This is a genomic window from Phycicoccus sp. HDW14 (genome assembly GCF_011383005.1).
Classification (GTDB): domain Bacteria; phylum Actinomycetota; class Actinomycetes; order Actinomycetales; family Dermatophilaceae; genus Phycicoccus.
The window spans coordinates 861,552-883,801 of sequence record NZ_CP049935.1; the positions used below are offsets into that span (position 1 = coordinate 861,552).

The window sequence follows — 22,250 nt, forward strand, 5'->3', positions numbered from 1 at the left end:
TCAGCGGGCGAAGAGGGCGAAGCCGCCGCAGATGGCGGTGTTCGCTGCGGCGCCGCCGGTGCTCGCCGCGGACAGGACCTGCACGGACAGGTCGAGGACCTGCCCCGAGGTCACGGCGAGCGAGCGCGACTGCAGCACCGTCGTCTGGTTGACGAGGTCGGCGAGGTTGATCAGGGTCGGGCCGGCGGTGCCCTCGATGACGCACCGGCAGTCGAACCGGTTCGGTGCCGAGTCCTGGAAGGTGACCAGGCCCCACGCGATGACCAGGGCCGTGTCGTACCCGGTGGGCACGGTGACGGTGGTGGAGGCCTTGGTGGCCATGCTCGTCGAGGTGGCCCAGCCGGTCGCGCTGTCGGTGCTGATGGCTCGCCACCCGGTGAGGTTGGCGAGCCACGAGTTGTCGATGCTGTTGTCCGGGAGGGTGAAGCTGCCAGTCACGTCGAGATCGCCGTTGACCGTCATCGGGCCGTCGACCCGTGAAGACCCGTTGACGTCGAGGTCACCGTTGAGCTCGACGTTGCCGTTGCCCTGCAGTCGGAATCCCTCGACCCCGGGGGCGTAGGTGTCGGAGTCGAGACCGCCGACACCGTTGGGGCGCACGCCGGTCCCGAAGAAGGAGGACGCGGCTTTGAGGTTCGCGACGTCGCGCTGCAGCTCCTTGATGACCTTGAAGATGTCGATGCTCGGATCCGGGCGGCCGGCCATCACTGCACCTCCAGCACGTCGGCGACCTGCCACTCGACCTGCGCGGTGCCCGAGTCGGGCACCCGCACCACGGTGTTGATGCAGCGGGTCGTGAAGCCGTCGGCACCGCCGACCGGCTGGTCCCCGCCATAGACGTCGGTGTCGAGCACGGCCTGCACGTTCGAGCCTCGGGGGGTGTTCGTCCAGTCCGCGGACGTGACCTCGCCCGCCTCCGGGTCGAGCGTGACCAGCGAGTAGGCGGTGGCGATGCCGGAGCGCTTCGCGAGCTCGGCCCGGGCGTTGCGCAGCAGGGTGTCAGCCTGCTGCACCGTGGAGTCGTCGACGAACGACGTCATCCGCGGCCAGCCGGCGGCCAGCAGCGCGGAGGCGGTAGCCGTCTTGCGCAGCTGCGCCTTCTCCTGCCCGGCTCCGGTGGCCACGACCGCCGTCGCGGCCTCACCGAGCTGCCTGGACCGGCCGAGGGCGATGACGTTGCCGCCGGCTCGGCGGTCAGGGACCCGAGGTGCGGGTCCCGGGAACAGGTCTCCGAGCAGCGCGACCTTGGCCGGCTGGTCCGGTGCGTCGGCCGGCACGGTCGCCTCGACGTACTCGAGCACCGCCTGCGGGTCGATGTGACCGTGGCGGTCAGCGAGGTAGAGCTGGCGCACGGGGTTGTCGAGGGTGCCACCGATGCTGATGTACCAGTCGGGTCCGCCGGCGGCCTCGCCGAGCTTGCGGAACTCCTTCCCGACAGTGGTCTTCGCCCAGGCCGTGAGGTCGGTCTTGACCGAGCTCGACGCACCGAGGCTCGAGCCGGTGTCGATCATCAGGTTCTGGCCGGCCACGGCCTGAGCGTCGTCGATGAGGTCGCGGAAGATCTGGTGGTCGTTGGTCAGCGTCGGCCACTGGTGGGGGCTCGCTGCGATCTTCTCCTCGAGGAACCAGCCCCACTCACGCGCGGTGAACGAGAAGGATCGGGGTCCGGACTGCTGCTCGGCGACCAGGACCCCGTCCCACCACGGGACGCCGTCTCGAGCGACGAGGACGCCGGAGAGCGGCAGGGCGAGCGTGGGCCGCCACATGGACAGGCCGGGCTCCACCGTCGACGTGAAGGTGCACTCCCCGTGGTCGTTGAGCGGGAGCGAGAAGGACAGACCGCGGGCCGGCACGAGCTCGTCGACGATGGCCGGGTTGTCGAACCTCGTCGCGTAGACCTCGTACCGGCTCACAGCAGGTACGTCCCGAAGACGTTGACGGCGTCACCGTTGGCGATCGCCTGCGACGTGGCGGTGAGGACGACGCCGCCGCCGGTGGAGGCGTAGGCGGCGAAGTCGGAGCCCGAGGGGCCGCCGCCGAGGGCACCGTTGGACTGTGCCGGCGTGAGCGCGGGGTCGATGTTGGCGATGGTGAGGTTCCCGATGTTGCCTGCGGCGAGCGCACCGCCGGTGCGGGTGACGTTGATCTGCACGGACACGACGTCGCCGTACCGCTTGTACAGGGACCCGCTGATGCTCCACCCGCTGTTGGCGGTGAAGATGCCGGCCCCGTCGACCCACCCGGTGTTGGTGGGCGGGACGACGCCGAACAGCCGCGTCGGCAAGCGGAGGTCCTCGATCTTGTTCGAGGGGATCGTGAGCGCGCCCGCAGCGTGCCGCAGGCGCGCCAGACGGACCGCGGTGGCCGGGACGGAGGGGTCCGTGGGGACCGCGTTGGGCGTGCCGACGATGACGCGGACGGACTCGGTGGCGTAGTCCATCACGACGATGTCGTTGCGCGGCACCCCGCCCATCGGGTTCGGACCCAGCACGTCGAGGGGGAAGAGTGCGTTGTTCAGCATCGGGAACGCGCCGGCCAGGCGCGAGTCCTGGACGACAGCTGCGCCGACGTCGATCTGCACCGAGCTCGAGGCGGTGGAGGTCTGGGTGACGGCCAGCCCGGTGAGCACGCCGTCGGTCGCGATGCCGGCGGAGTCCTGGGCGAAGAGGTACGAGAGGAACTGGCGGAGGTCCGCCTCCTGCTCGCCGGTCTTGGCCACCTTGAGAACGGTCACAGCCAGGCTCCTTCGTAGGACCACACGGAGAGGGATGCGGCAGGGTTGGCGTCGTCGGCGGTCCACTGGACGGTGGCCCCGCCGACCGGGATGGCCAGCCACTGCCCGATGAACGACACCCGGTTCCGCACCGAGATCCCCGCCAGCGGGTTCGACCTCGAAGCCAGCACGACCCGGCGGCGAGCGCAGTCGACGTCGAGGAACTGCCCGGCGGCAACCGTTCCGATGAAGGCGATCCGGTCGCCGGTCTCGGGCAGGGTGATGACGGGGTTGGTCACGGGCCCGTCGATCTGGACCCGGGGGAAGTAGGACGTGCTGCCCTCGTTGAGGACCACGACCTGGCTGGGGGTGGCGTCCGGGTCGACCCCCCAGTCGCGCGGCCACGTGCGCGGCCAGGTGCGGCCGGTGCCGGCGACAGAGCCGAGGCCAGCCGACCCGAAGGCCTCGAGCCCGTAGACCGTCGGGTCGTTGGCCGTGACCGTCAGGGTCCACCGCAGGCGCCGCTCGTTGACGACCTCCGCGCTGAACGTGTCCACCTCGACGAACCGGGTCCACAGCCCTGCCGCGTCCGTGACCGTCAGCGGGTACTCCGCGTCGCCGGCGAGCGCGACCAGCTCGCGCCGCTCGAGCGCGCACGCGGCCGGGTCGGCGTAGTCGGCCGTACCCGACGCCGTGATCTTCACGGCGTCGGCGAAGCCGGTCGAGGCCCACGACCCGGCCTGCTGCATCCGCTTCTGCCGGTCCCGCACCCGGTTGACCGACAGCCACCCCTCGAGGGTGTGGAGCCGGAACCGGCCACCGCGAGGGGAGGCTGCGGCGGTGAGGTCGAAGCCGCGGAGCTCGAGGGAGGAGGTCACAGGGTCTTCACTCCCATCGCCGTACCCATGTCCGCGGCCGAGACCGGCGCGACCAGCTGCAGGTCCTCGAGCTGTTCGCGGAGGGCTCGGGCCAGCCGGTCGTAGTCGATGCCTGCTGGGGCCCTGCCGTACGCAGAGGCGGCGTCGCGGCTCGTGTACGGGTCGAGGACTGTCCGGGCGCCCAGGGCCGCCCCAGCGGCCGTCAGCGGCGGTACCGCCGGCGGCCGGACGAGGTCCTCCATCGCGGCGCGCAGCTGCGGCCCGGTCTTCTGCAGGCCCTTGACGCCACCGAGGGGCACCCACTCGAGCAGCTTGGCCATGACGGTGGACGGGGAGTTAATGCCGAGGATGTCGGCCACCGGGCCCGGGATGTGGTCGGTGATGAACTTCTTCACGAACGAGGCCAGCTTCCCGGCCATGTTGCCGATGCCGGTGATGATGCCCCGCACGATGTCGGTGCCCTTGTCGACGAGCAGGTCCTTGAGGTTGCCGAGGCCCGAGAGGATCTTGCCGGGTAGGGACTTCACGAGGTTGACGACGGCCGCGACCTTGGTGTTCACCGACGAGACGACCCCGCCGAACCAGCCGGCGAAACGGCCCGGGAGAGAACCGAACCAGGACAGGGCGCCCTTGATCCAGTCGACCGCCGCACCGATGGCCCCACGGATCTGACCCCAGTGGCTGATGATGACGCCGAGCGGGGTGTAGCGCAGGAAGGCGTTCTTCACCCACGCCAGCGCCGCGGGGATCACTGCCCGCAGCCAGTCGACGACGACACCGATCCCGGTCTTGATGGCGTCCCAGGCGCCCAGGACGATGGCGCGGAAGGTCTCGCTGTTCTTCCACGCGAGCACGATGGCCGCGACCAGGGCCGCGATCGCCACGACGACGATGCCGATCGGGTTGGCCGTCAGGGCGGCGTTCCACAGCCACTGGGCCGCCGTGACTATGCCGGTCGCGGCCGCGCCGGCGAGCATGGCCGCACGAGTCGCCACGAAGGCGGCCCCCTGGGCGACGAGGCTGCCGACGGTGCGGGCCGAGGCCGCGACCCATGAGCCGGCGGTGGTGGCCGCCGAGGCAACCGAGGAAGCCGCCGTCGCGGTGTTCGAGGCGACCCACGCGGCCGCGGACCGGGCGGCTCCTGCGACGGACGCAGCCGCGGCGCGGGCGCGGGTGGCCATGCTCGTCTGCTCGGCCGCGGTCGAGGTTGCCGTGGTGGCTGCGACGGCGCGCTGCGACGTGGCGAGCGACCGGTTGGCCGCGGCGAGGGTGAGGGTCGAGCCGATCTGGCCGACCATGCCGATCGCGGAGTCCCGGCCGACGACGCTGTTCGCGGCCTGGGCGGCCTTGAGGGCGACGAGGGCCGAGATGACGTAGGGCAGCGCCGTGCCGACGAGGTCGGCGTGGTCGGCGATCCAGCCGAGGGCGTCGCCGATCAACGACAGGCTGGGGCCGATGGCAGGCCCGGCCGAGACCAGGTTGCTCGCGCCGGTGGAGATCATCGCGAGGGAGTTGCCGACGACGTCGCCGTCGGACCCGCCGAACTTGTCGAACAGGGACGCGACGGCGTCACGCAGCTGCAGCAGCGAGGAGACGGCCGAGGAGCCAGCGTCCCAGCCGAAGACCTCTGTCAGCTTGCCGGACACGTCGCCGCTCGAGAGGAGGGTCCACAGGCCCTGGGCGGCCGTGACGAAGGTGGTCACGCCGGCCGTGAGGCGGGGGATCGCGGCGGTGACGAACTCGATGGCCCCGCCGAGGCCCTGCTTGATCAGCGGGAGGAGCGGCTCGACGACCTTGGCCATGCCCATGCCGATGGTGTCCTGCAGGGTGGACCACATGCCGCTGAGCGACTGGGACTGCTTGTCCATCAGGCCGGCGAAGCGCTCGAGGCCCTTGCCGGACTCGAGCGCGCTCATCAGCTGCCCGAGCTCCTCGCGGCCGAGCTTGCCCTTGTTGGCCAGCTCGGCGACCTGCTGGACGCTCTTGCCCGTGGCCGCGGCGAGCAGGTCGTACACCGGGATGCCGGCGTCGCGCAGCTGGTTGAGGTCCTCCATCGAGATCTTGCCGGCGGCGTTCATCTGCTGCAGGGCCACCGTGGCCCGCTTGACCCCCTCGGACCCGGTGCCCATACCGGACGTGGCGTTGCCCAGGTTGGTCATGATCGGGATGACCTTCTTCGCGTCGATCCCGACCGAGATCAGCGAGCCGGCCGCGGTCTGCAGCTCGGGAAAGGCGAACGGGGTCTTGGCGGCAAAGTCGGACAGGTCGGTGAGGAAGCTCTGGGCGTTCTTGGCCGAGCCGAGCATCGTGGTGAAGGAGATCTCCGCCTGCTCGTTCGCGGCCGCGGTCTTCACACCCAGCGCGCCAGCTGCGCCGGCGACGGTCAGGAACGCACCACCGGCGACCTTGAGCCCGGTCCGCATCGCCGCACCGAACCGGGACTGACGGCCCTCGGCGCGGTCGAGCGTGCGGTTGTACTGCGAATCGTCGGCCTCGATGTAGGCGACGAGGGTGCCGAGGTCGAGGGACATTCGAGGACGCCCCTTCCGCTCGGGATCACTTCTGCGGGTTCGGCTTCGGCGGGTACTTGTCCCGGTGCAGCCGACCCTCGGTGCTCAGCAGGCCCTGGACGCGGAGCGCGAGCCACCGCCAGGTGCGCGACTCGAGCAGGCCGGGCTCGTCGACGTCGACGCCGTAGAACTCGTGCAGGTCCAGCTCGATCAGCGGCCACCGCTCGAGGAACCACTCCCACGTGGCTTCGCCGCCTTCTTGGCGCCCTTGCGGGACGCCTTCGTACCACTCGGCCCAGCCTTCTTCCGAGACCGTGCCGTGGCCCGTGACTGGTTCTGCATCAGCGCTTTTCCCTGACCACCACTCAGCCAGTAGGCCTGGGCGGCATCGGCGTCGGCGGTGGCGTACAGCAGCGCGGTCTGCGAGACCCGCTGCACCCACGGCCACGAGACACCGTCGTCGAGCATCTGCTTGAGCAGGTCCTCGCCGAGGATCAGCTCGTAGAGGTCCCGCTCCTCGTCGTCGTCGAGGACCGGGGCCTTCGGTGCGGGCCGGGGTGGCATCGGCTTGTCCGGGTCGAGGCGGCGCTGGTCCTGCTCGATCGAGGCTGCGAGCGCGAGGTTCATCATCCGCTGCGCGAACAGGCCGGCCTTGGCCGACATCGGCGGGATGGAGTACTCCTTCGGCTCGTCGAGCCCCGGGACCGGGACCGGCAGGACCAGGTTGTCGTCGAGGGCGCGGTCGAGCGCGGCAAACTTGGGCATGGTGGTGCTCCTTCGGCTGTTCGGCTGATCGGCTGGGCGTCACCGCAGACGCGGTGAGGGCGGGGGCGGCTCCAGCCGAAGAGCCCGCCCCGCCCCGTTCATCGGGCAGACCCCGGTCAGGGGGTCGCCGGGTAGGGGTTGGTGATCTTGTTCCGCTTGCCCTGGCCGGACAGCTTCGCGCTGACCTTGTCGAGGTCGGTGGTGCCGCCGCCGTCGGGCTCCCACGACGCGGAGGCGAAGCCCTGGTAGGCGTCGACGCCGCCGTTGCGGTCGAACCAGCGGACCTCGACGACCGAGGCCGGCCCGAACTGGTCGGCGGCGTTGCGGATGATCTCCTGACCGGGGTCGGGCGCCTTCGTGGTGACCCCGATCTTGCGGAGGAGGCCGAGCTCGAGGGCCCAACCCATCCCGGTCTTCATCTCCGAGGTCCAGCCGTCGGAGTCGAAGTCGGAGTCGTCCTCCATCTTGTTGTCGACGGTCGGCTTGAGGGAGTTGATCGCGCGCACGCGGACCCAGTCGGCGACGACGGTGTAGTTCGCGCTGCCGTCGGCGCTGATGTCGACCTTCGTGCCGCCCGGGGTCGCGGACACCTGGAAGGTGTTCGTGCTGACCGCGACGACGTAGTACACCGTCGCGGCCGCGAGCGGCGGGGCGAGGGTGCCGGCGAAGGTGACCTGGTCACCGATCGACAGCCCGTGGTTCGTCTTCGTGATGTTGTCCGTCGTCGCCGTCGCGGTCGCGGTGACCTCGGTCGTCGGGGCACTGGGGTTCTTGACCTCGACCGCGAAGCGGCGGGCGAGCTGGGAGACGAGCTGCTCGTCAGCCATGATGCCTGCTTTCTCGGGTCAGTCGACCCGTGTGGGGGTGGGGCGGGCCGAGGTGGCCCAGTAGTTGGAGACCTGCTCCCAGCGCCGGTTGCCGTCCTGCCCGAGAGAGGCAGGGCGGAGCGGCGCGCGACCACCACGACGGGATCTCGTTCCAGACGAGATCGCGAGCGCCGTGAAGGACGTTGAAGACCGCGTCATCGAGCTCGAGCGCGGAGAACCTGTCGCCGGGTCACTGCGGGTGACGACTTGCAGCCCACGACGACATCGGACAGCTCGGCGTCCTCGTCGACGCGGTAGAGCGTCAGCGAGGCCGCGACATTCGGTGTGGCGGAAGGCCGTTGAGCTCATCGGCGGCCGGCTGCCGGTCAGCGGGGAACCGTCCGGTACTCGACGACGCCCTGGTCGTTGAGCCACTGAGCGCAGCCGCGGGTGAGCTTCTCGGACCACCGTTCGAGCGGGATCGGCTGCAGACTCACGGCGCCCACCAGCGTGGAGGCGCCGGCGACGGGCTGCGCGACGCGATCGACGAGGGCGCCACGCGCGTGATGAGCAGAAGGCGAGGAGGCGCCGGGCTCACCGGAACCCTCTCTCAGCTCTGCGGCGAGCGCCTTCGCCTGCTCGGGGCGGGTGCGCGCGAGCGCGGTCTCGAGGAACTTCGCTGGCCGCCCGGGGTGTCCCAGTCGAGGTGCTCGTGCTGGAAGGGGGCTGCGACGTCGGTGTAGGCGATCGCGGCCCGGTCGTCGTCGTGGTGACCTTGCCGGAGTCCTTGAGGTCGCCGGTGAGCTCAGGGGCTCGTTCGTTCGAGGCGTCGAGCACGACGTGGCCGGCGCGGTCGAGCGCCCGGGGCAGACGACGCCGCATCCGCCGGCGGGCGTCGTCGAAGCTGACGTCGGAGGAGACAGGCATCGGACCCTCCTCGCGATCAGGTGAGGCTGACCGCCACGTAGATGACGCGCCGCGGTTGATGGCTGGGCGGACTGATGACCTCGCGCTCGTCGCCGCGGACCGTGACCGCCGTGCCGGGGGAGAGCAGCGCTCGAGGTCGTCGACGCCGGGTTCAGCTCGGGGGAGGCGAGCACGGTCACCTCGGCGATGGTCTCGGTGCCCTCGCGGTCGCGGACGAGCTTGCGTCCGGCGAGTACATGACTCGCACTCGGACGGGGTCGCCGAGCAGGGGTCGCGTTGGAGTCGCGGCCGATGGCGGCTCACGATGATGAGCTCGCGCGCCTGGCGCGAGCTGAGGCGCCTCATGGCGCAGGCCGAACGGGTAGCGGCGGTCCGCGGGTCGGGTAGGGCGGGCGGTGGGAACGAGCCGCGGGGCGACAGCTGGCCGCCGACGGCTGAGCCGTTGGACTGAGACCACGTGCGGATCTCGGCGAGGATCTGCGAGCGGCGGTCACGCCACGAGGAGCGCACCAGGTCGGTCTGATCGTCGGTCTGGCTCGTGGGGTTCTCGTAGGCGATGCCGCCGAGCTCGAGTGCCCACGCCCTGAGCGGCTTCGCCGGCTCGGCGGGGATGTCGTTCCAGCCGGTCGCGCCGAGGATCCACCCTCGACAACTTCGAGCACCGCGGCGCACTGGTCGTCGTCGACGTCGCCGGTGCTGTACCCGAGCCAGCTGCCGAGCTTGGCCGCGTCGAAGAGGACTGTCATGCCGGGGACCTCCTCGAGGCGCTGTGGGGCAGCAGGCGCCCGCCCGGCCGTCTTGGGGGAAGAGGGCCGGGCGGGCGGTCTGCGGGGAGGTGGCGTCAGCCGGTCGTCAGGACCCGGCCGCGGCCTTCTTCTTCTCGGCCTCGAGGCGCTCGGCCTCGGCGGCGGCCGCCTCGGCCTGCTCCTTGGCCCGGGCCTTCGCCCGCTCCTCGTCGGCCTTGGTCACCGCGGCGACCAGGACCGGCTTCTTCTCCGCGGTGAACTCGGCGATGTCGACGCCGACGACGCCGGCGTAGGCCTCCCAGACCTCGCGGGTGTCCCGCTCGGCCGGCAGCGCCTCCGGGACCGTCACCTGCGGCGGCGCGGGCGGGGCGCTCTCGCCGATCACGGACGCGAGGCCCGAACGCTGCAGCGCGTCGAGGACGGACTGGTCGACGCCGTCGGGGATCTTGTCGCCCTTGTCGACGACCTTCTCCTTGTCCTTGACCCGGACGCAGAGCGGCACGTTGGCGGTGTACGTGAGGCCCATGTCAGGCCCCCGTGATCCGCCGGGCCGCGCGCGGCTCCTGGGCGATCGCGATCATGGGCCGGCGGCCGCGGATCAGCGTCTCGTCGTTGCCCAGCGGGTTGCGCCGGGTCCACGTCTCGATGCCGGTCTTCGGGTCGCCGGTGTACTCCGGCGACGGGATGCGCTTGAAGGCGCGCGAGCCGAAGACCTTCCGGTCGAGGACGACCGGGTCGGACCCGGCCGGCATGACCGCGGGCGCGATCGTGATGCCGGCGATCTCCGGGAGGCGGTTCGTCTGCACGACGCCGTTCTGGTTCTCCCGCGGCAGGATCCCGAGGACGTCGTAGGCCACGTCGGCCCACTTGTCCCACGGCACGAGCACCGTGTCGGCCTCGTAGTCCTCGGGCTCGTTGTTGACCTCGCCGACCGCCTTGCTGATGGTGTACCACCAGCCCTTGGCGTCCTTGGCGACGGTCTTCGTCACGACGGTCTGCACGATCGCCACCGCCGGGGTGTCGATCTGGCGGCGCACGGAGCGGCCCACCTGGCGGGCCGCACGCTGGATCTCGTCCCGGTTGGACTCGAGGAGCTTCTCGTCGGTGACCGGGACGTCGATGCCGACCTTCGGCACCTTCGCGAAGGCGGCGTCGCCGTCGGTCGGCATGGCCCGCGGGTAGACCGCGCCGGGCGCGACCTCCTCCGGGTTCCGGGTGAGGTAGACGCCGGCGGAGACCTCGTAGAGGACCGCGCCGTTCGTCTCGATCGTGGTCGGGAAGATGAAGTCCGACAGGAAGGTGTTCGCGTTCTCGTCGTTGACGAGCCGGTTGACCTTCGTCGGGTCCTTCATGAACTGGTGCAGGCGCGCGATGTCGATCTCGGCCTGCGTCGGCACGCTGGGGTAGATGGCACCCATGATGTCGTTCTCCTTGCTCAGGCCGTCAGGTAACGGCAGGTCTGGCCGACGGTCGCCTGGCCGGAGACGCACAGCCCGAGGCGGAGCACCTCCGCGTCCGTGCCGACGGTGAAGGGCGCCACGCGGCCGGAGCCGGAGGCCTTGACGTGCTGGCCGGCCGTGACGGCGGCCGAGACGGCCACCTCCTCGATCGAGCCGGCCGGCATGTGCACCGTGACCTTCTCGCCCGCGGGGGCGTCGTGGCCGGCGATGCCGACGTACTTCTGCGTGCCGCTGGCCGCGGGGCCGACCTGCATGTTGCCGGTCACCTCGACCGGGGTGCCGCCGGTGACCGCGGCGGACGCGGTGAACGTCTCCGGCTGGCCGCCGGCGACGACGGGGGTGTAGTCACCCATGACTCAGGCCTCCTGCTTCTGGCGGGCGTGCTCGGGGAACATCTCCTCGTACTCGTCGGTCACGGTCTTGTCGTCCGCGGCGTCGGCGTGGCCGAGCTCCGCGAGCGGGATCGTGCCCTTGGCGAGGCTGTTGAGGACGGTGCGGCCGCCCTCGTCGTCGGCGCGCAGCTGGCCGAGCCAGTGGTCACGCCTGGCCGCGGGGATGCGGCCGTCCTGGATCGCCGCCGCCACGACGGCGACGCGGTCGGCCTCGAGCTGCTCGTTGCGGGCCTGGCGGCCGGCGGCCGCGTCCTCCCGGAGCTGGGCGAGGGTGCCCTCGTCGACGGCGACGGTGCCCGGCGCGGTCGGCGCGCTGGTCGCACGCTCCCCGAGGGCCTCGTCGACGGCGGCGAGCACGGTGTCGGCATCGGCGTCCGCGGAGACACCGAGCTTCTGCCGCAGGGCGGTCATCTGCGTGTCGTTCATCGCAGACGCTCCTTCCTGTGAGGTGTCCCTGGGCGCCGCAGCGGCCGGAGACGGGGAACCGGCCGCGGACGCGGCCGGCTGCTTGGGGGCCGGGGCGTGCGAGCGCCCGGCGTGCATGTGGATCGAGAGGTCGAAGCGGTCCTCGACCTCGATGTCCTCCTCGAGGACGTCCGGCTCGTCGGGAGCCGCGGTGCTCGTCTCGCCGGCGTCGGCCACGACGCCGACCCGGTCGGCCAGCCCGGCCGTGACGGCCTCCTTGGCCGTGTACCAGGTCTCCTCGACCATGACCGCGCGCCACTCCTCGTCGGTGCCGCCGGCGACCTCGGAGTAGACCGAGGCGATCGCGTTGGACGTCGAGTCGAGGAAGTCGGCGGCCTTGCGCATGAGGGCGGCCGGCCCGTAGGCGAACGTGGAGGCGTCGTGCACCATCATCTGCGTGCCGGGAGACATCACGGTCTCCTCGGCGCCGCAGGCGATCACCGAGGCCGCCGATGCCGCGACGCCGTCGACGACCGCGACCACCTTCGCCTTGTGGGCCCGAAGCATGTTCAGCATGGCCATGCCCTCCCAGACGTGACCGCCGGGGGAGTTGATGCGGGCGCGGATCTCGACGACGTCGTCGGGCAGGCTGTCGAGCGCCTCGGCGACGTCCCGGGCGCTGATGCCCCACCAGCCGCCCCAGGCGTCGATCGGGCCGTAGATCCGCAGCGTGGCCACGGAGCCGGCCGTCGAAGAGCTGCCGCCGAGGAGGACTCCCCGTCGCCGGCGGCCGCGACGGTGACCGACCACATCTCGGAGCGGTTCTTCGGCGGCTTCTTCTCGCCCCAGAACCGCATGCGCGGCACGTCGAGCGCCGCCGGCGGCGGGCCGGCGTCGTTCAGCGCGGCCATCACCTCGGCGCCGGGGTCACGCAGCGGAGTTGTCACGGGTGTCTCCTTCGGTCTTCGTGGGCAGCCCGAGGCCGAGGCGCACGTGCGCCTCGAGCCCTCGTCGGGGGTGAGGACGCCGGCGTCGACCAGCGTCTTGATGGCGACGGCGAGCGCTCCTGCGTTGGAACCGATCTCGTCGAACACGAGCTTCGGGGCGGGCTCGTTCTCGCCGTAGTTGAGGTCGACCAGGTCCTCGATGACGTGCGCGGTCGTGACGTCGGCGACGTCCTGGGCGACCGCCGTCAGCGACTGTGTGAAGAAGTCGGCGAAGGTCGAGCCGAGCGCCCACGACCCCGTCTGGGTGCCGAGGTTGAGGAAGTGCGCGAGCACCGCCCGGGCGATCTGCTGGTCGTGGTACTCGATCGGCTTGCGCGCGTCCGGCAGCTGGCCGTCGACGCCGAGCAGCTTGAGCAGTGCGCCATTGGGGATCGCGGCGCCGGCGTTGTCGCCGGAGCGGAAGCCGCTGGCGATGTCCTGGCCGGCGTCGAGGCTCTTCTCGCCCTCGGCCGCGGTGTAGACGGGAACGCCGAGGCCGTTGCGGTCGATCGTCATCGTCTCGGTGCGCAGCAGCCGGTCCTTGAGCAGCCAGTTCTTGTAGGCCGTCCGGAGCAGGCTCATGCCGCGCCAGTTGCCGCCCTCACGCTCGTTGACGTACATCACCAGCCGCGAGACCGGGATCGTGATGTCCTTCGGGTCGGTCCCGACGCCCTTCTGCTCGATCGAGATCAGGCCGCCGTCACGGGCGACGTTGAACTTGGCGATCGAGCGCGGCATCCGCGGGCCGAGCTTGCGCAGGTGCAGCAGGTTCGCGGCCTCGTCGTAGCGGTACAGCTGCTCGAACGCCATGTGCCCGAACGGCAGCATCAGGAGCGAGTGCCGCAGGTGCGACGACCAAGAGAACCGGTCCCGCAGCCGCCCGGGCGCGACGTCCTGCACGCCCTTGATCGGCAGCCCGAGGTCGCCGGCCACGTGCTGCACGACCTCGTCGCGAGCGCCGTTCGGGTCGATCCGCCACGTCGTCGAGCGCACCGGGAAGGTGACCGCCCGCAGGACCGACCCGACCTGGGCGTCCTGCTTGCGCATCGCGTCGTAGACCGCGAGGTTCAGCGGCCACGCGAGCTCGGGGTGGTCTCCTCCTCGATGCCGCCGGGCTGCCACCAGTCGTTGGCGGACTCGGGGGCGACGGCGTAGCCGACCTCGCGGACGCCGGCCTGCGTGCGAGCGCTCTTCGGGACGGGGGAGGGGTCTCCTCAGCCACAGAGCACCTCCTCGAGGTCAGAAGCCGGCCGTCGCGACGTCGACGTCGCGTGTGCGCCGGGTGCGGCGTTCGGGCGGGGTGCGGCGGCTCTCGCCGCCGGTGGCGCGCACGGGCGGCGGTGGCGGGTCCTTCTCGAGGTCGCGCTCGAGCAGAACCACACCCCACCCGGCCTGCGTCGCGGCGACCAGCGGCGAGATGTCCGCAGCTCCCTGTCGCTTCCATGCCCACTTGTCGAGCAGCGGCCGCGTGGAGGCGGACGCGAGCGCCGCTGTGAGGTCGGCGCCGCCGGTGTGCAGGATCGACGGCGGTGGGTCGTCCGCGCCCGGCACGGGCGCCTTCGTGGCGATGCCGCGGTGCAGCCACGAGCAGGCGTCGCGCACGTCGTCGACGCTGAACTGGTGCTTGACGGTCACGTCGAGGTCGACGAGGTCCGCGACCAGGAACGAGGCCGGACTCTTGGGGTCGATCATGACCGTCACGTTGTTCCTGAGCGTCTGCTTCTGGATGGCCGGCGCCATCCAGCCGACGCCGCGGTCGTGACGGATCACCTCGACGTGCATGCGCCCGTCAGCGCGGCGGCCGGCGACCGCGAGCGAGGACCACTCGAGGTCGGGCTTGGCGTCCGGGACGAGCACGATCGGACCGACGATCTGAGACGCGCGATCGGAGGCCTCGTCCCACTTGCTCTTCGGGATGACCCAGTCCTCGCCGGCAGCGCGCGGGTAGTCCCCGATGCCGAGCCGCTCCATCGCGAAGCCGGCCCCGAGGCGCCGGTACTCGGTGGCGCACCACGACGGGGTCACGCGGTCCGGGTAGCCAGGGTTCGTCCGTTCCCACACTGCCGGGGCCCCGAAGTCGTCGTCCTCGTTGGCGTGCCACCCGTAGTAGGTGAGGCCCTTCATCCCGTTCTCGTAGTCGCGGACCACGTTGCCCAGCACGACCGAGTGCGCTCCACCGGCGGATGCCAGGAACCACTGCTGAGGATCCGGGTGCGCCGAGAGCATCGGCATGAGCGCCTGTAGCTGCAGCGCGGTGAGGTCCTGCGCCTCGTCCAGGATCAGGAAGCCCCACGAGGTGCCTCGACCACCCTGGTTGGTGCGGGTGCGGAACTCCGCGGTGCGCCCCGACCGGAGCGTCAGGCCCCGCTCGCCGTTGGCGAGGCGGATCCCGTTCGGCGCGAGCTCGGCGAGCAGGTCCGGGGTGGACTCGATGACCGCCTTCACGCGGTTGAACAGCTTCTTGGCCGTCTGGTCCTTGTGCGCGGTGTAGATGACGTCGCGGTCGAGCAGGAACAGCGCCGCGAGGATCAGCACCTCGATCGCGTGAGACTTCCCGTTCTGCCGGCTGACGATCTGCGCCACCTCGGAGGCCGACCACCGGCCCTCCGGACCGACACCGAGACCGTCGACGATGAAGGCCTTCTGCCACGCGTCGAGGACGTAGCCGGCCGACTCGGCGAGCTCGATGGCGTCGAAGCCTTCGGAGTACACCCACGGCGCCACCAGGCGGTCCGTGGGCAGCTGGTTGCCCTGCTGCCACTCAGCCGGAACTTCGTTCAGAGGCCTCTCGCGCACGACGCTCCCTGATCTCACTCACGCGAGATGCCGGGACGACCTGCCCGGGCTGCCGCGGCACGGACGGCTCGAGCGCCGGGGCCGCGTTGCGAGGCGGGTACAGGTTCTCCAGCCGGGCTCGCTGCTTGCTGATGTCCAGGACGCGGTCGACGGCGCCGAGATCCCCACGGGCCGCTTTCGCCCACAGGCCCTGCTGGAGCCGGTCGAGCCGGTCCAGCTCGAGCTGCTTCTTGGCTTCGTGCGCAGCGAGGTCTGCGTAGCCGGCCCCCAGGTCGTCAGGCACCCGCGCGCGCTCGAGAGCGCGGTGGTACGCCTTGCACGCCGACCCCTTGTTGGCGAAGCCGAGAGCAGTCGCGATCGCGTCGAACGCCATGCCGGAACGCCGCAGCTCGAGCACCTGCAGGTCCCGCTCGATGGAGTGGCCCTTGCCGGCCATCGCCGCCTCCTCGCGTCCAGCGCCCTCAGACGAAGCTGACGGCGCGACCGGTCGACTCGCGGACCGGCTTCTCGCCGGTGTGCTCCTGCCAGCGACGGCAGATCACGTCGACGTAGTGAGGGTCCAATTCCATCGACCGCGAGCGCCGGCGCGTTGCGTGTGCCGAGATCAGGAGCGAGCCCGAGCCGGCGAAGAGATCCAGCACCGTGCCTCCCTCGCCGGTGCTGTTGATGACCGCGCGAGACACGAGAGCAACAGGCTTCATCGTCGGGTGGATCCGCGACGCTGACGGCCGCGCATGCTCCCAGACCGTGTCCTGCGTGCGGCCGCCGTTCCACTGGTGCCCGGCACCGTCGCGCCAGCCGTACAGGATCGTCTCGTGGGCCGGGTCGTACAGCGGCGGAGCCTCGGGCTCGCCCTCGAGCTGCCAGCCGAAGAGGATCGTCTCGTGCCGCAGGTGGTAGTCGGAGTGGCCGAGGACGAACCGGTCCTTGACCCAGACGATCTGCTGGCGCATCTGCAGCGCAGCCGTTGCGAGCGCGCTGCGGAAGTTCGTCTCCAGCGGCCCCGACGGCCCGCACACGTAGAACGCGCCACCAGGGCGCAGCACGCGATGCATCTGCCGGAACGCCGGCGCGAGCAGGTCAGCCTCGAGGCGGTCCGCCGTCAGGTCGTCGTTGGCGATGGTGAGCTTGTCCTTGGTGCCACCGGTGTAGGCGACTCCGTACGGCGGATCCGTCCACACCGAATCGACGGGCTCACCGCCGAGCAGGACGTCGACGTCGTCCCCGCTGGTGGCCGAGCCGCACATCACGCGGTGCGTGCCGTTGCCGAGCACCCACACATCGCCGAGGCGAGTGCGCGGCTTGGCCTTCGGCACCTCCGGCGCGTCGTCGACGTCCGTGAGCTGCGTCGGCGCCGGCGCCGCGGCCGCGAGGATCTCGTCGACCTCGTCCTGCGTGAACCCCGTGCCCGCGACGTCCGGCAGAGCGGCCAGCAGCTCGGCGAGCGCCGTCACGTCGTAGCCGGCTGCGTCGTTCGCCTTGTTGTCCACCGCGACGATCCGTCGCGCGTCGTCCTCGTCGACGTCGACGTACGTCGCCGCGACCATCGGCATCCCGAGCTCGCGAGCGGCCATGTAGGTGTGGTTGCCGGCGAGGACGGTCCCGTCGCGGCGGTTCACCACGAGCGGACGGTACTGACCGTTGCGCTCGAGCGACTCCTTGATGAGCGCAACCGCGCCGCGACGGGGGTTGCCGGGGTAGGGCTTCAGGTCCTCGATCGGGATGGCGAGCTCGGCCAGTGTGTCGAGGATCCGAGCCACAATCTCACCCCCACCAGTCGCGCGAAGGCGCAAGCCGCTCGATCGTGTTGCCGAGCGTTGCGCCGGCGCTGCGGTTGCAGCTGGCGTGCTCGATCCGGTCGGCCTTCGCCGCCGGGTCCACCGCGAGGTCCACCGAGTGCCCGAGGTCGAGATCCTGCCCTTGCAGCATGAGCTCTCCACAACGCGGACAGGGCTCTCCGAAAGCCATCGGGAGCAACTTGTCTCGGAGAGAACGGTGTTCGGCGCCGTACGGCCCGGCCATAACGCCTCCAGCCTCGACCTAAGATCGTGGTGGCCGCCAGGTATCCCGTGCTCCCACCAAGTTTCCCACCCGGGGAGAGAGATAAGCAGGGCGGAGGGGGTCGGGGGCCGCACAGGATTCGAGATTTTTCTGGGGCTCACGACGAAGGCCCAGCCATCCGGCCGGGCCTTCGTGGACATAGTTCGTCCGCTGGCATTCACCCTAACACCGCGTCGAGGTGAGCACCAAGAGCCGCCGTCAGCGCGTGTCGGTGGCTGCGAGCGCCGCGACCTCTGCTTCGACCGCTGCAAGGAAGCCCGGTGCGACGGAGGTGCGGCACGCCCACTCAATCGACTCGACGTCGAAGTCGCTCCTCGCCTCGAACGAGAACGGCACCGCGTGCCGCGTGTCGAGCTGGTGGTTCTCGGTCAGGACCTCAAGCGCGGTGTCGGTTGGGACCGACTGGCCGGTGGTGCCAGCCCGGCGTGCGGCCTCGCGGAACGCGCTGTGCAGCGAGCCGATCGGCACGCTGATGTAGCAGCGCCACTCCACCGCCTCCCGCCCGACCCCAACGTCGGGCCGGATCGAGCCCTGCACGACTTGCGAGGTGTTGAGGTTGAGGAGGCGGGCGACGATCTGTTCGAAGGCGCGACCGCTGGCCTGCATCTGGTCGAGGTTCACTGGATCACTGTCCCACCGCTCGAGGCCGGCGGCTGGGGCGTCGACGCAACCACGACGACGTCGACGCGCGCGTCGTCCCCGAACTGCCGCCGCAGCCGGGTGACGACCCGGGCGATCGCCAACGGGTGGGAGTCGCCGCGGAGGAGGCGCTGCGCGCCCCACCGCTGGCCCGGGCCGTGGTTGATCCGCGGGTCCTTCGTCAGGTCAGGGTCGAGGCGGACGGCGGCCGCGTGCAGCCGCTCGGCGAGGCGGGTCCGCCACAGGCTCGGGCTGGTTCGGTTCACGAGGGTGCTCCTTGTGGTTGGGGTCCTTGCACTCGGCGGCGAGGACCGGGACGGGGTGGTGGTAGCCGAAGCGGCAGAACCAGTCGGCGTCGGGCTGTGGCACCGGGTCAGCGCCTCCCGCTCTGCGCGTCGAGCACGGCGCTCAGTGACCAGGCCGCGACGGTCGAGCGACCGACGCGGGCGCGGTGCACCGGCTCGACGCCGCGGCGCTGGGCCCAGACGTAGAAGTACTCCACGCTGACGCCGACGCGGTGGGCCGCGGCGTCGGTCGTGACGATGTCCTCGGTCAGGCACTCGGTCTGGGTGGCCGGGCCGCCAAGGACCATGCCGTGAGGTGTCGGGTCGGTGGTCATCGCAGCTGCCTCTCGAACGCATCGCTGATCTCGGTGATCGGCTTCATGAACGCCTCCATCGACCAAGCCGGCCGCCGGCCGTTCTCGTCCCGGCAGCGCGGGTGATCGCAGCGGAGGACACCCCAGGTCTGATCCCACGGGAAGCCGACCGTGCCGCAGTGCGGGCAGGCCGCCGCCTCCCACGCCGGCCGCTGCGCGAGGTCGACCAGGCGGCACGACAGGTGCTGGCACTCGTCGGACCACGGGTCCTCGCACGTCGGGCCGGCCCACGGCTGGCCGGCGAACGGGTTGGCCCGCTGGCGCAGCACCACCGGCTTGTCCTCGTGCCCGGTCTGGGCGCGGGCCTCGGTGTGCCAGTGGCGGACGGTGCGCTCGACCTGACCCCACGACCGGCCGCGGTCCGGGCGGTCGGGGTCGACGAGGGGGCCGGCGACGAGCGGGTCGGTGGCGTCGTGCTCGAGCAGCAGCTCGACGAGGAGCGGCAGCCCGCGCAGGGCGGCCGGGCCGGCGATGTCCGAGGGCGTCGCGGACGACACCGTGGTGATCGTCTTGCGGATCGGCTGGCACGTCGGGTGGGTGCACGGCGCGAACGGGGGCAGCCCGTCTGGGCAGGGCGCGGTGATCCGAGGTCTCGAGGCGACGCCGCGGTACACGTGCAGCGGGCCGAGGTCGAGAGCGGTGCGCAGCAGCCGGTCGAAGCGGATGGCGCCCCGGTGGACCTCGTCGATCAGGTGGGCCGGCGCCGACGCCCACGGTGCCGGCGACCCCTTCTGACTCTTGGCCTTGGGCACGTCAGGGTCGCGCGGCGCGCCGGTGCCCGGCAGGGTGATCGCAGCCAAACGGACCAGCAGCGCACGGTGAGCGATCTCCTCGTGGGTACACCGGGCCGGGCCGTCGGTCGGGCACCGGTGACCGGCCGGCACGTCCCGCGGGTCGTAGAACTCATCGACCATCTGAGCCACGACCTGCGTCAGGGTCAGGGGCCCCAGCTGCTCACCCTTCCGAGACCTGGTCTGCTGCACCTTCGTCCTCGCTGTCTTCACCTTGGTCACTGGTCACCACCACGACGGCCACGAGCACCACGAGATCTCCGGGCAGGCTGAGGCTGGGCAGGGGGTGCTCCCGACCCAGTCCTGTCCTGACCCGGCCCGGCCCGTCCCGACCCGGCCCGGCGTCCACCCTCGGACCACGGTGGTCCCGGCGGCGCCCCGCCGAGCGGCTCGAGGGTCGCGCCTGCGGCTGCGGCACCCTCGTAGGAGGTCGCGCCTGTGGCTGCGGAACCTCCCTGCTCGCCCGGGTGCGCGCCTGTGGCTGCGTCGGCCGGGGTCGAGGTCGCGCCTGTGGCTGCGGAACCTCTCGAACTCGTGGACTGGGTCTCGAACGGGTCGTTCGCGGCGGGCACCGCGTGACCGAGGAAGTCCTCGACCCTCTTGCGGCTGCCGGAGGCCTTCGAGAAGTAGGGCATGGGCGGGGGTGGGAGCAGGTGGGTCTCCTTCTCGGGTCGGGGCATGTGCTTGAAAGTCGAGTTGCACTTGTGGCAGCACCGCACGTAGGTCTCGAACGTGGCCGCGGTGCCGGGGTTGAGGTGGTCGTAGGTGGCGCCGCGCCCGGAGCGGGTGTCCTTCGAGCTGACGAGCACGACCCGGCAGTAGCGGCACTGGTCGCCGTCGCGCAGCAGCACCCGGGCGGTGAGCTCGGGGTTGCGGCGATCCTGGTCGCGCTGGCGGTCCCAGGCGACGTCCTCCTTGAGGCGGATGTGCCACAGGTCGTCGTCCTCGACGATGCGCCAGCGTCGAGTGCGGCCGCGGCCCTCGGCGGTCATGAGACCGGCCTCGACGGCTTGGCGCAGCAGCAGCTGGGCGCGGTCGCCGCCGATGAGCTCGGCGGTGCCGATGTCGACGACGTAGTCCGTCATGTAGCCGGCCGACATCGTGGCGCAGCGGGACACGAAGCCGAACACCTCGTTGGCCGAGCGAGCGTCGGCGCGATGGGTGCGCCGGATGGCCAGCACACGGATGTGCAGGCCGGACTTGTCGCTGGACTTGAGCCAGGGCATTCGGTGGGGTGCTCCATCGAGTCGAGGGCGTTCGAGGCGGCTGGGGTGTCTAGGGCGGCGGGTGCACGTCGAAGAGCAGGGCCTCGAGCGGCGCGGCGATCGCGCGGCCGCGCTGCACGTCGACGTAGCCGTCGAGGCTGTCGGCGAGCGCCAGCCAGAGGTCGCGCACGTCGACGACGTCGGCGTCGAGCGCGGCCTGCTCGCGGAAGTACTTCGCCTCCCGCTCGAGGTCCGTCAGGGCGCGCTCACGGGCCCTCGGGGCGTCGGTGCTGGTCATCGGCCGCCCGCTCGCCGTGTGGGCCCGTACGGGCTCTCTTGAGCGCGCAGGCCGTCCCTGACGGTGAGTCCCACGAAGTCGGCGTCGCCCGCTAGGCGGTTCGCGAGCGCCTCTGTGAAGGCATCGCGCTGCGCGGGGGTGACCGTGCAGGCCGATGCCGCGAGCGCCTCGGCAGCGAGGCGGTCGAACGGGCCCTCTGGCGGCTCGGGGGGCGGCTCGGTGAAGTGGAGCAGGTACTCACGGGCGAAGACGTCGTGAGCCTCGTCGAGGACCACGTAGTCGTAGGTTGCTCCGCGCCCAGGTCTCGCGGCGCGGCCGGCGTCGCGCATGACCTGCTCGAAGTACTCGTCGATCCGGCGACTGGTTTGGGCGGCGAGCTCGGCCCACCACAGCCGCAGGTACTCCTCGGTCGCCCACACGGCGTGCCGGTAGGAGCACGGGTAGCCGTCGCGGCCGTAGTACTCGCCTCCGGTGTCGACCTCGTGAGAGCCGTCGGCCGACCACGACGCAGCGTCGACCGATCCTTCCCAGTCGACGTAGTCGTCAAGGGTGGCGTCGATGTCGTCGAGGACCTCGTCCGTGCGGCCGGTCACGCTGCACCGGCCTTCCGCCGGCGGCGAGCGCCAAGGTCAGCGACGGGGGCCGGCTCGGGCGGGGGCGGGAGGTGCCGCACGACGTCGGCAGCGAAGGACGGGCAGGCCTCGTGGCTGCAGTAGCAGACCGAGCCGGGGCAGTACCGGCCGTGGGCGGCCTTCGGGTCCTCCGCGCACGTCGGGCAGCCCTGGGCGGTCTGGGAGGCTGCGAGCGTCACCGGCGGGCCTCCTCGAGGTAGCGCCACTCGATGCGGGTCACGTCGTCGGCGAGCTCGATGCCCTGGGGGTCGATGAAGTAGCGGCGCATGAACTCCATCGGCTCGAGGTCGGGGAACCCCTCGGCGACGAGCTCGGTCCAGATGACCTTCCCGGCCGGCGTGATCGTGTAGGGGCCCATGACCGCGGCCAGGGGCTCGCGGCGCACACTGATGACCTCGACGTCACACAGCCGGACGAGCGGCTCTCCCGGCTTTCGGCCCATGACCTTGCGGCACAGCGTGAGGCGGGTTCCGCGGGTGAGGATGCGACGACCGCGGCGGTCCTCCCACCACCCCTTGCGGCGGGTGACCGTCTTGGAGCGATTGAGCACAGCGGCCTCGGTGAACGCGACAGACATCAGCC

Annotated in this window: 25 protein-coding genes; all 25 read right to left on the reverse strand. The window is 71.3% G+C overall.

Annotation, left to right across the window (positions count from 1 at the left end; translation table 11 throughout):
• Entirely contained in the window at window positions 1-705 is a 705-nt protein-coding gene (locus G7075_RS04275; RefSeq protein WP_166119196.1) for a hypothetical protein, read from the reverse strand.
• Window positions 705-1,913, reverse strand: coding sequence for a hypothetical protein (locus G7075_RS04280; RefSeq protein ID WP_166119199.1), 1,209 nt, complete (start codon window positions 1,911-1,913; stop codon window positions 705-707). The genes G7075_RS04275 and G7075_RS04280 overlap by 1 nt, the downstream gene beginning before the upstream one ends.
• A complete protein-coding gene (locus G7075_RS04285) occupies window positions 1,910-2,734 on the reverse strand; it encodes a hypothetical protein (protein ID WP_166119201.1) in 825 nt (274 codons plus the stop codon). The genes G7075_RS04280 and G7075_RS04285 overlap by 4 nt, the downstream gene beginning before the upstream one ends.
• Entirely contained in the window at window positions 2,731-3,591 is an 861-nt protein-coding gene (locus G7075_RS04290; RefSeq protein WP_166119204.1) for a phage tail domain-containing protein, read from the reverse strand. Before G7075_RS04290 ends, G7075_RS04285 begins: the two co-directional genes overlap by 4 nt.
• Entirely contained in the window at window positions 3,588-6,122 is a 2,535-nt protein-coding gene (locus tag G7075_RS04295; RefSeq protein WP_166119206.1) for a tape measure protein, read from the reverse strand. The genes G7075_RS04290 and G7075_RS04295 overlap by 4 nt, the downstream gene beginning before the upstream one ends.
• A 189-nt stretch (window positions 6,123-6,311) precedes the next feature.
• The gene (locus tag G7075_RS04300) at window positions 6,312-6,866 is read right to left on the reverse strand and encodes a hypothetical protein (RefSeq protein ID WP_166119208.1); all 555 of its coding nucleotides are present in this window, start codon (window positions 6,864-6,866) and stop codon (window positions 6,312-6,314) included.
• A gap of 116 nt (window positions 6,867-6,982) precedes the next feature.
• Window positions 6,983-7,693 carry a phage tail tube protein gene (locus G7075_RS04305; RefSeq protein WP_166119210.1) on the reverse strand — a complete coding sequence of 237 codons (711 nt, stop codon included), beginning with the start codon at window positions 7,691-7,693 and terminating at the stop codon, window positions 6,983-6,985.
• A gap of 1,758 nt (window positions 7,694-9,451) precedes the next feature.
• Window positions 9,452-9,871 carry a hypothetical protein gene (locus tag G7075_RS04310; protein WP_166117799.1) on the reverse strand — a complete coding sequence of 140 codons (420 nt, stop codon included), beginning with the start codon at window positions 9,869-9,871 and terminating at the stop codon, window positions 9,452-9,454.
• A 1-nt stretch (window position 9,872) separates the two neighbouring features.
• Window positions 9,873-10,763 (reverse strand): hypothetical protein, encoded by an 891-nt coding sequence (locus tag G7075_RS04315; protein ID WP_166117800.1) that lies wholly within the window; start codon window positions 10,761-10,763, stop codon window positions 9,873-9,875.
• Between the two features lie 17 nt (window positions 10,764-10,780).
• Window positions 10,781-11,158 carry a capsid cement protein gene (locus G7075_RS04320; protein WP_166117801.1) on the reverse strand — a complete coding sequence of 126 codons (378 nt, stop codon included), beginning with the start codon at window positions 11,156-11,158 and terminating at the stop codon, window positions 10,781-10,783.
• Between the two features lie 3 nt (window positions 11,159-11,161).
• On the reverse strand, window positions 11,162-12,286 hold the full coding sequence (locus G7075_RS04325; protein WP_240918010.1) for a head maturation protease, ClpP-related: 1,125 nt from the start codon (window positions 12,284-12,286) through the stop codon (window positions 11,162-11,164).
• Window positions 12,172-13,710, reverse strand: coding sequence for a DUF935 domain-containing protein (locus G7075_RS20775; protein WP_240917884.1), 1,539 nt, complete (start codon window positions 13,708-13,710; stop codon window positions 12,172-12,174). The genes G7075_RS04325 and G7075_RS20775 overlap by 115 nt, the downstream gene beginning before the upstream one ends.
• 117 nt (window positions 13,711-13,827) lie before the next feature.
• A complete protein-coding gene (locus tag G7075_RS04330) occupies window positions 13,828-15,300 on the reverse strand; it encodes a hypothetical protein (protein WP_166119215.1) in 1,473 nt (490 codons plus the stop codon).
• 49 nt (window positions 15,301-15,349) lie between these two features.
• Complete coding sequence (locus tag G7075_RS04335) at window positions 15,350-15,820, reverse strand: hypothetical protein (RefSeq protein WP_166119218.1); 471 nt, start codon at window positions 15,818-15,820, stop codon at window positions 15,350-15,352.
• A gap of 25 nt (window positions 15,821-15,845) precedes the next feature.
• The gene (locus tag G7075_RS04340) at window positions 15,846-17,144 is read right to left on the reverse strand and encodes a DNA modification methylase (RefSeq protein WP_166119220.1); all 1,299 of its coding nucleotides are present in this window, start codon (window positions 17,142-17,144) and stop codon (window positions 15,846-15,848) included.
• A gap of 4 nt (window positions 17,145-17,148) precedes the next feature.
• Window positions 17,149-17,313, reverse strand: coding sequence for a hypothetical protein (locus G7075_RS04345; protein WP_166119222.1), 165 nt, complete (start codon window positions 17,311-17,313; stop codon window positions 17,149-17,151).
• Between the two features lie 330 nt (window positions 17,314-17,643).
• Window positions 17,644-18,066, reverse strand: a complete 423-nt coding sequence (locus tag G7075_RS04350; protein ID WP_166119224.1) for a hypothetical protein — start codon at window positions 18,064-18,066, stop codon at window positions 17,644-17,646.
• A complete protein-coding gene (locus G7075_RS04355) occupies window positions 18,063-18,350 on the reverse strand; it encodes a hypothetical protein (protein WP_166119226.1) in 288 nt (95 codons plus the stop codon). The genes G7075_RS04350 and G7075_RS04355 overlap by 4 nt, the downstream gene beginning before the upstream one ends.
• A 107-nt stretch (window positions 18,351-18,457) precedes the next feature.
• Window positions 18,458-18,703: a hypothetical protein gene (locus G7075_RS04360; protein ID WP_166119228.1), complete on the reverse strand. Its 246-nt coding sequence runs from the start codon at window positions 18,701-18,703 to the stop codon at window positions 18,458-18,460.
• Window positions 18,700-19,656, reverse strand: coding sequence for a hypothetical protein (locus G7075_RS04365; RefSeq protein ID WP_166119231.1), 957 nt, complete (start codon window positions 19,654-19,656; stop codon window positions 18,700-18,702). The genes G7075_RS04360 and G7075_RS04365 overlap by 4 nt, the downstream gene beginning before the upstream one ends.
• 95 nt (window positions 19,657-19,751) lie before the next feature.
• Window positions 19,752-20,759: an HNH endonuclease gene (locus G7075_RS04370; RefSeq protein WP_166119233.1), complete on the reverse strand. Its 1,008-nt coding sequence runs from the start codon at window positions 20,757-20,759 to the stop codon at window positions 19,752-19,754.
• A gap of 49 nt (window positions 20,760-20,808) precedes the next feature.
• Window positions 20,809-21,036, reverse strand: coding sequence for a hypothetical protein (locus tag G7075_RS04375; RefSeq protein ID WP_166119236.1), 228 nt, complete (start codon window positions 21,034-21,036; stop codon window positions 20,809-20,811).
• Window positions 21,033-21,629, reverse strand: coding sequence for a hypothetical protein (locus G7075_RS04380; protein WP_166119238.1), 597 nt, complete (start codon window positions 21,627-21,629; stop codon window positions 21,033-21,035). The genes G7075_RS04375 and G7075_RS04380 overlap by 4 nt, the downstream gene beginning before the upstream one ends.
• Entirely contained in the window at window positions 21,626-21,847 is a 222-nt protein-coding gene (locus G7075_RS04385; RefSeq protein ID WP_166119240.1) for a hypothetical protein, read from the reverse strand. Before G7075_RS04385 ends, G7075_RS04380 begins: the two co-directional genes overlap by 4 nt.
• Window positions 21,844-22,245, reverse strand: a complete 402-nt coding sequence (locus G7075_RS04390) for a hypothetical protein (protein WP_166119244.1) — start codon at window positions 22,243-22,245, stop codon at window positions 21,844-21,846. Before G7075_RS04390 ends, G7075_RS04385 begins: the two co-directional genes overlap by 4 nt.
• Window positions 22,246-22,250 lie beyond the last annotated feature (5 nt).

Bases quoted from the DNA above. Each gene is read 5' to 3' on its own strand.
- G7075_RS04320 (WP_166117801.1), bottom strand. From the start codon at position 11,158: ATGGGTGACTACACCCCCGTCGTCGCCGGCGGCCAGCCGGAGACGTTC.
- G7075_RS04335 (WP_166119218.1), bottom strand. From the start codon at position 15,820: ATGGCCGGCAAGGGCCACTCCATCGAGCGGGACCTGCAGGTGCTCGAG.
- G7075_RS04345 (WP_166119222.1), bottom strand. From the start codon at position 17,313: ATGCTGCAAGGGCAGGATCTCGACCTCGGGCACTCGGTGGACCTCGCG.
- G7075_RS04310 (WP_166117799.1), bottom strand. From the start codon at position 9,871: ATGGGCCTCACGTACACCGCCAACGTGCCGCTCTGCGTCCGGGTCAAG.
- G7075_RS04375 (WP_166119236.1), bottom strand. From the start codon at position 21,036: ATGACCAGCACCGACGCCCCGAGGGCCCGTGAGCGCGCCCTGACGGAC.
- G7075_RS04295 (WP_166119206.1), bottom strand. From the start codon at position 6,122: ATGTCCCTCGACCTCGGCACCCTCGTCGCCTACATCGAGGCCGACGAT.
- G7075_RS04365 (WP_166119231.1), bottom strand. From the start codon at position 19,656: ATGGTCGATGAGTTCTACGACCCGCGGGACGTGCCGGCCGGTCACCGG.
- G7075_RS04305 (WP_166119210.1), bottom strand. From the start codon at position 7,693: ATGGCTGACGAGCAGCTCGTCTCCCAGCTCGCCCGCCGCTTCGCGGTC.
- G7075_RS04390 (WP_166119244.1), bottom strand. From the start codon at position 22,245: ATGTCTGTCGCGTTCACCGAGGCCGCTGTGCTCAATCGCTCCAAGACG.
- G7075_RS04300 (WP_166119208.1), bottom strand. From the start codon at position 6,866: ATGCCCAAGTTTGCCGCGCTCGACCGCGCCCTCGACGACAACCTGGTC.
- G7075_RS04360 (WP_166119228.1), bottom strand. From the start codon at position 18,703: ATGACCACCGACCCGACACCTCACGGCATGGTCCTTGGCGGCCCGGCC.
- G7075_RS04315 (WP_166117800.1), bottom strand. From the start codon at position 10,763: ATGGGTGCCATCTACCCCAGCGTGCCGACGCAGGCCGAGATCGACATC.
- G7075_RS04275 (WP_166119196.1), bottom strand. From the start codon at position 705: ATGGCCGGCCGCCCGGATCCGAGCATCGACATCTTCAAGGTCATCAAG.
- G7075_RS04370 (WP_166119233.1), bottom strand. From the start codon at position 20,759: ATGCCCTGGCTCAAGTCCAGCGACAAGTCCGGCCTGCACATCCGTGTG.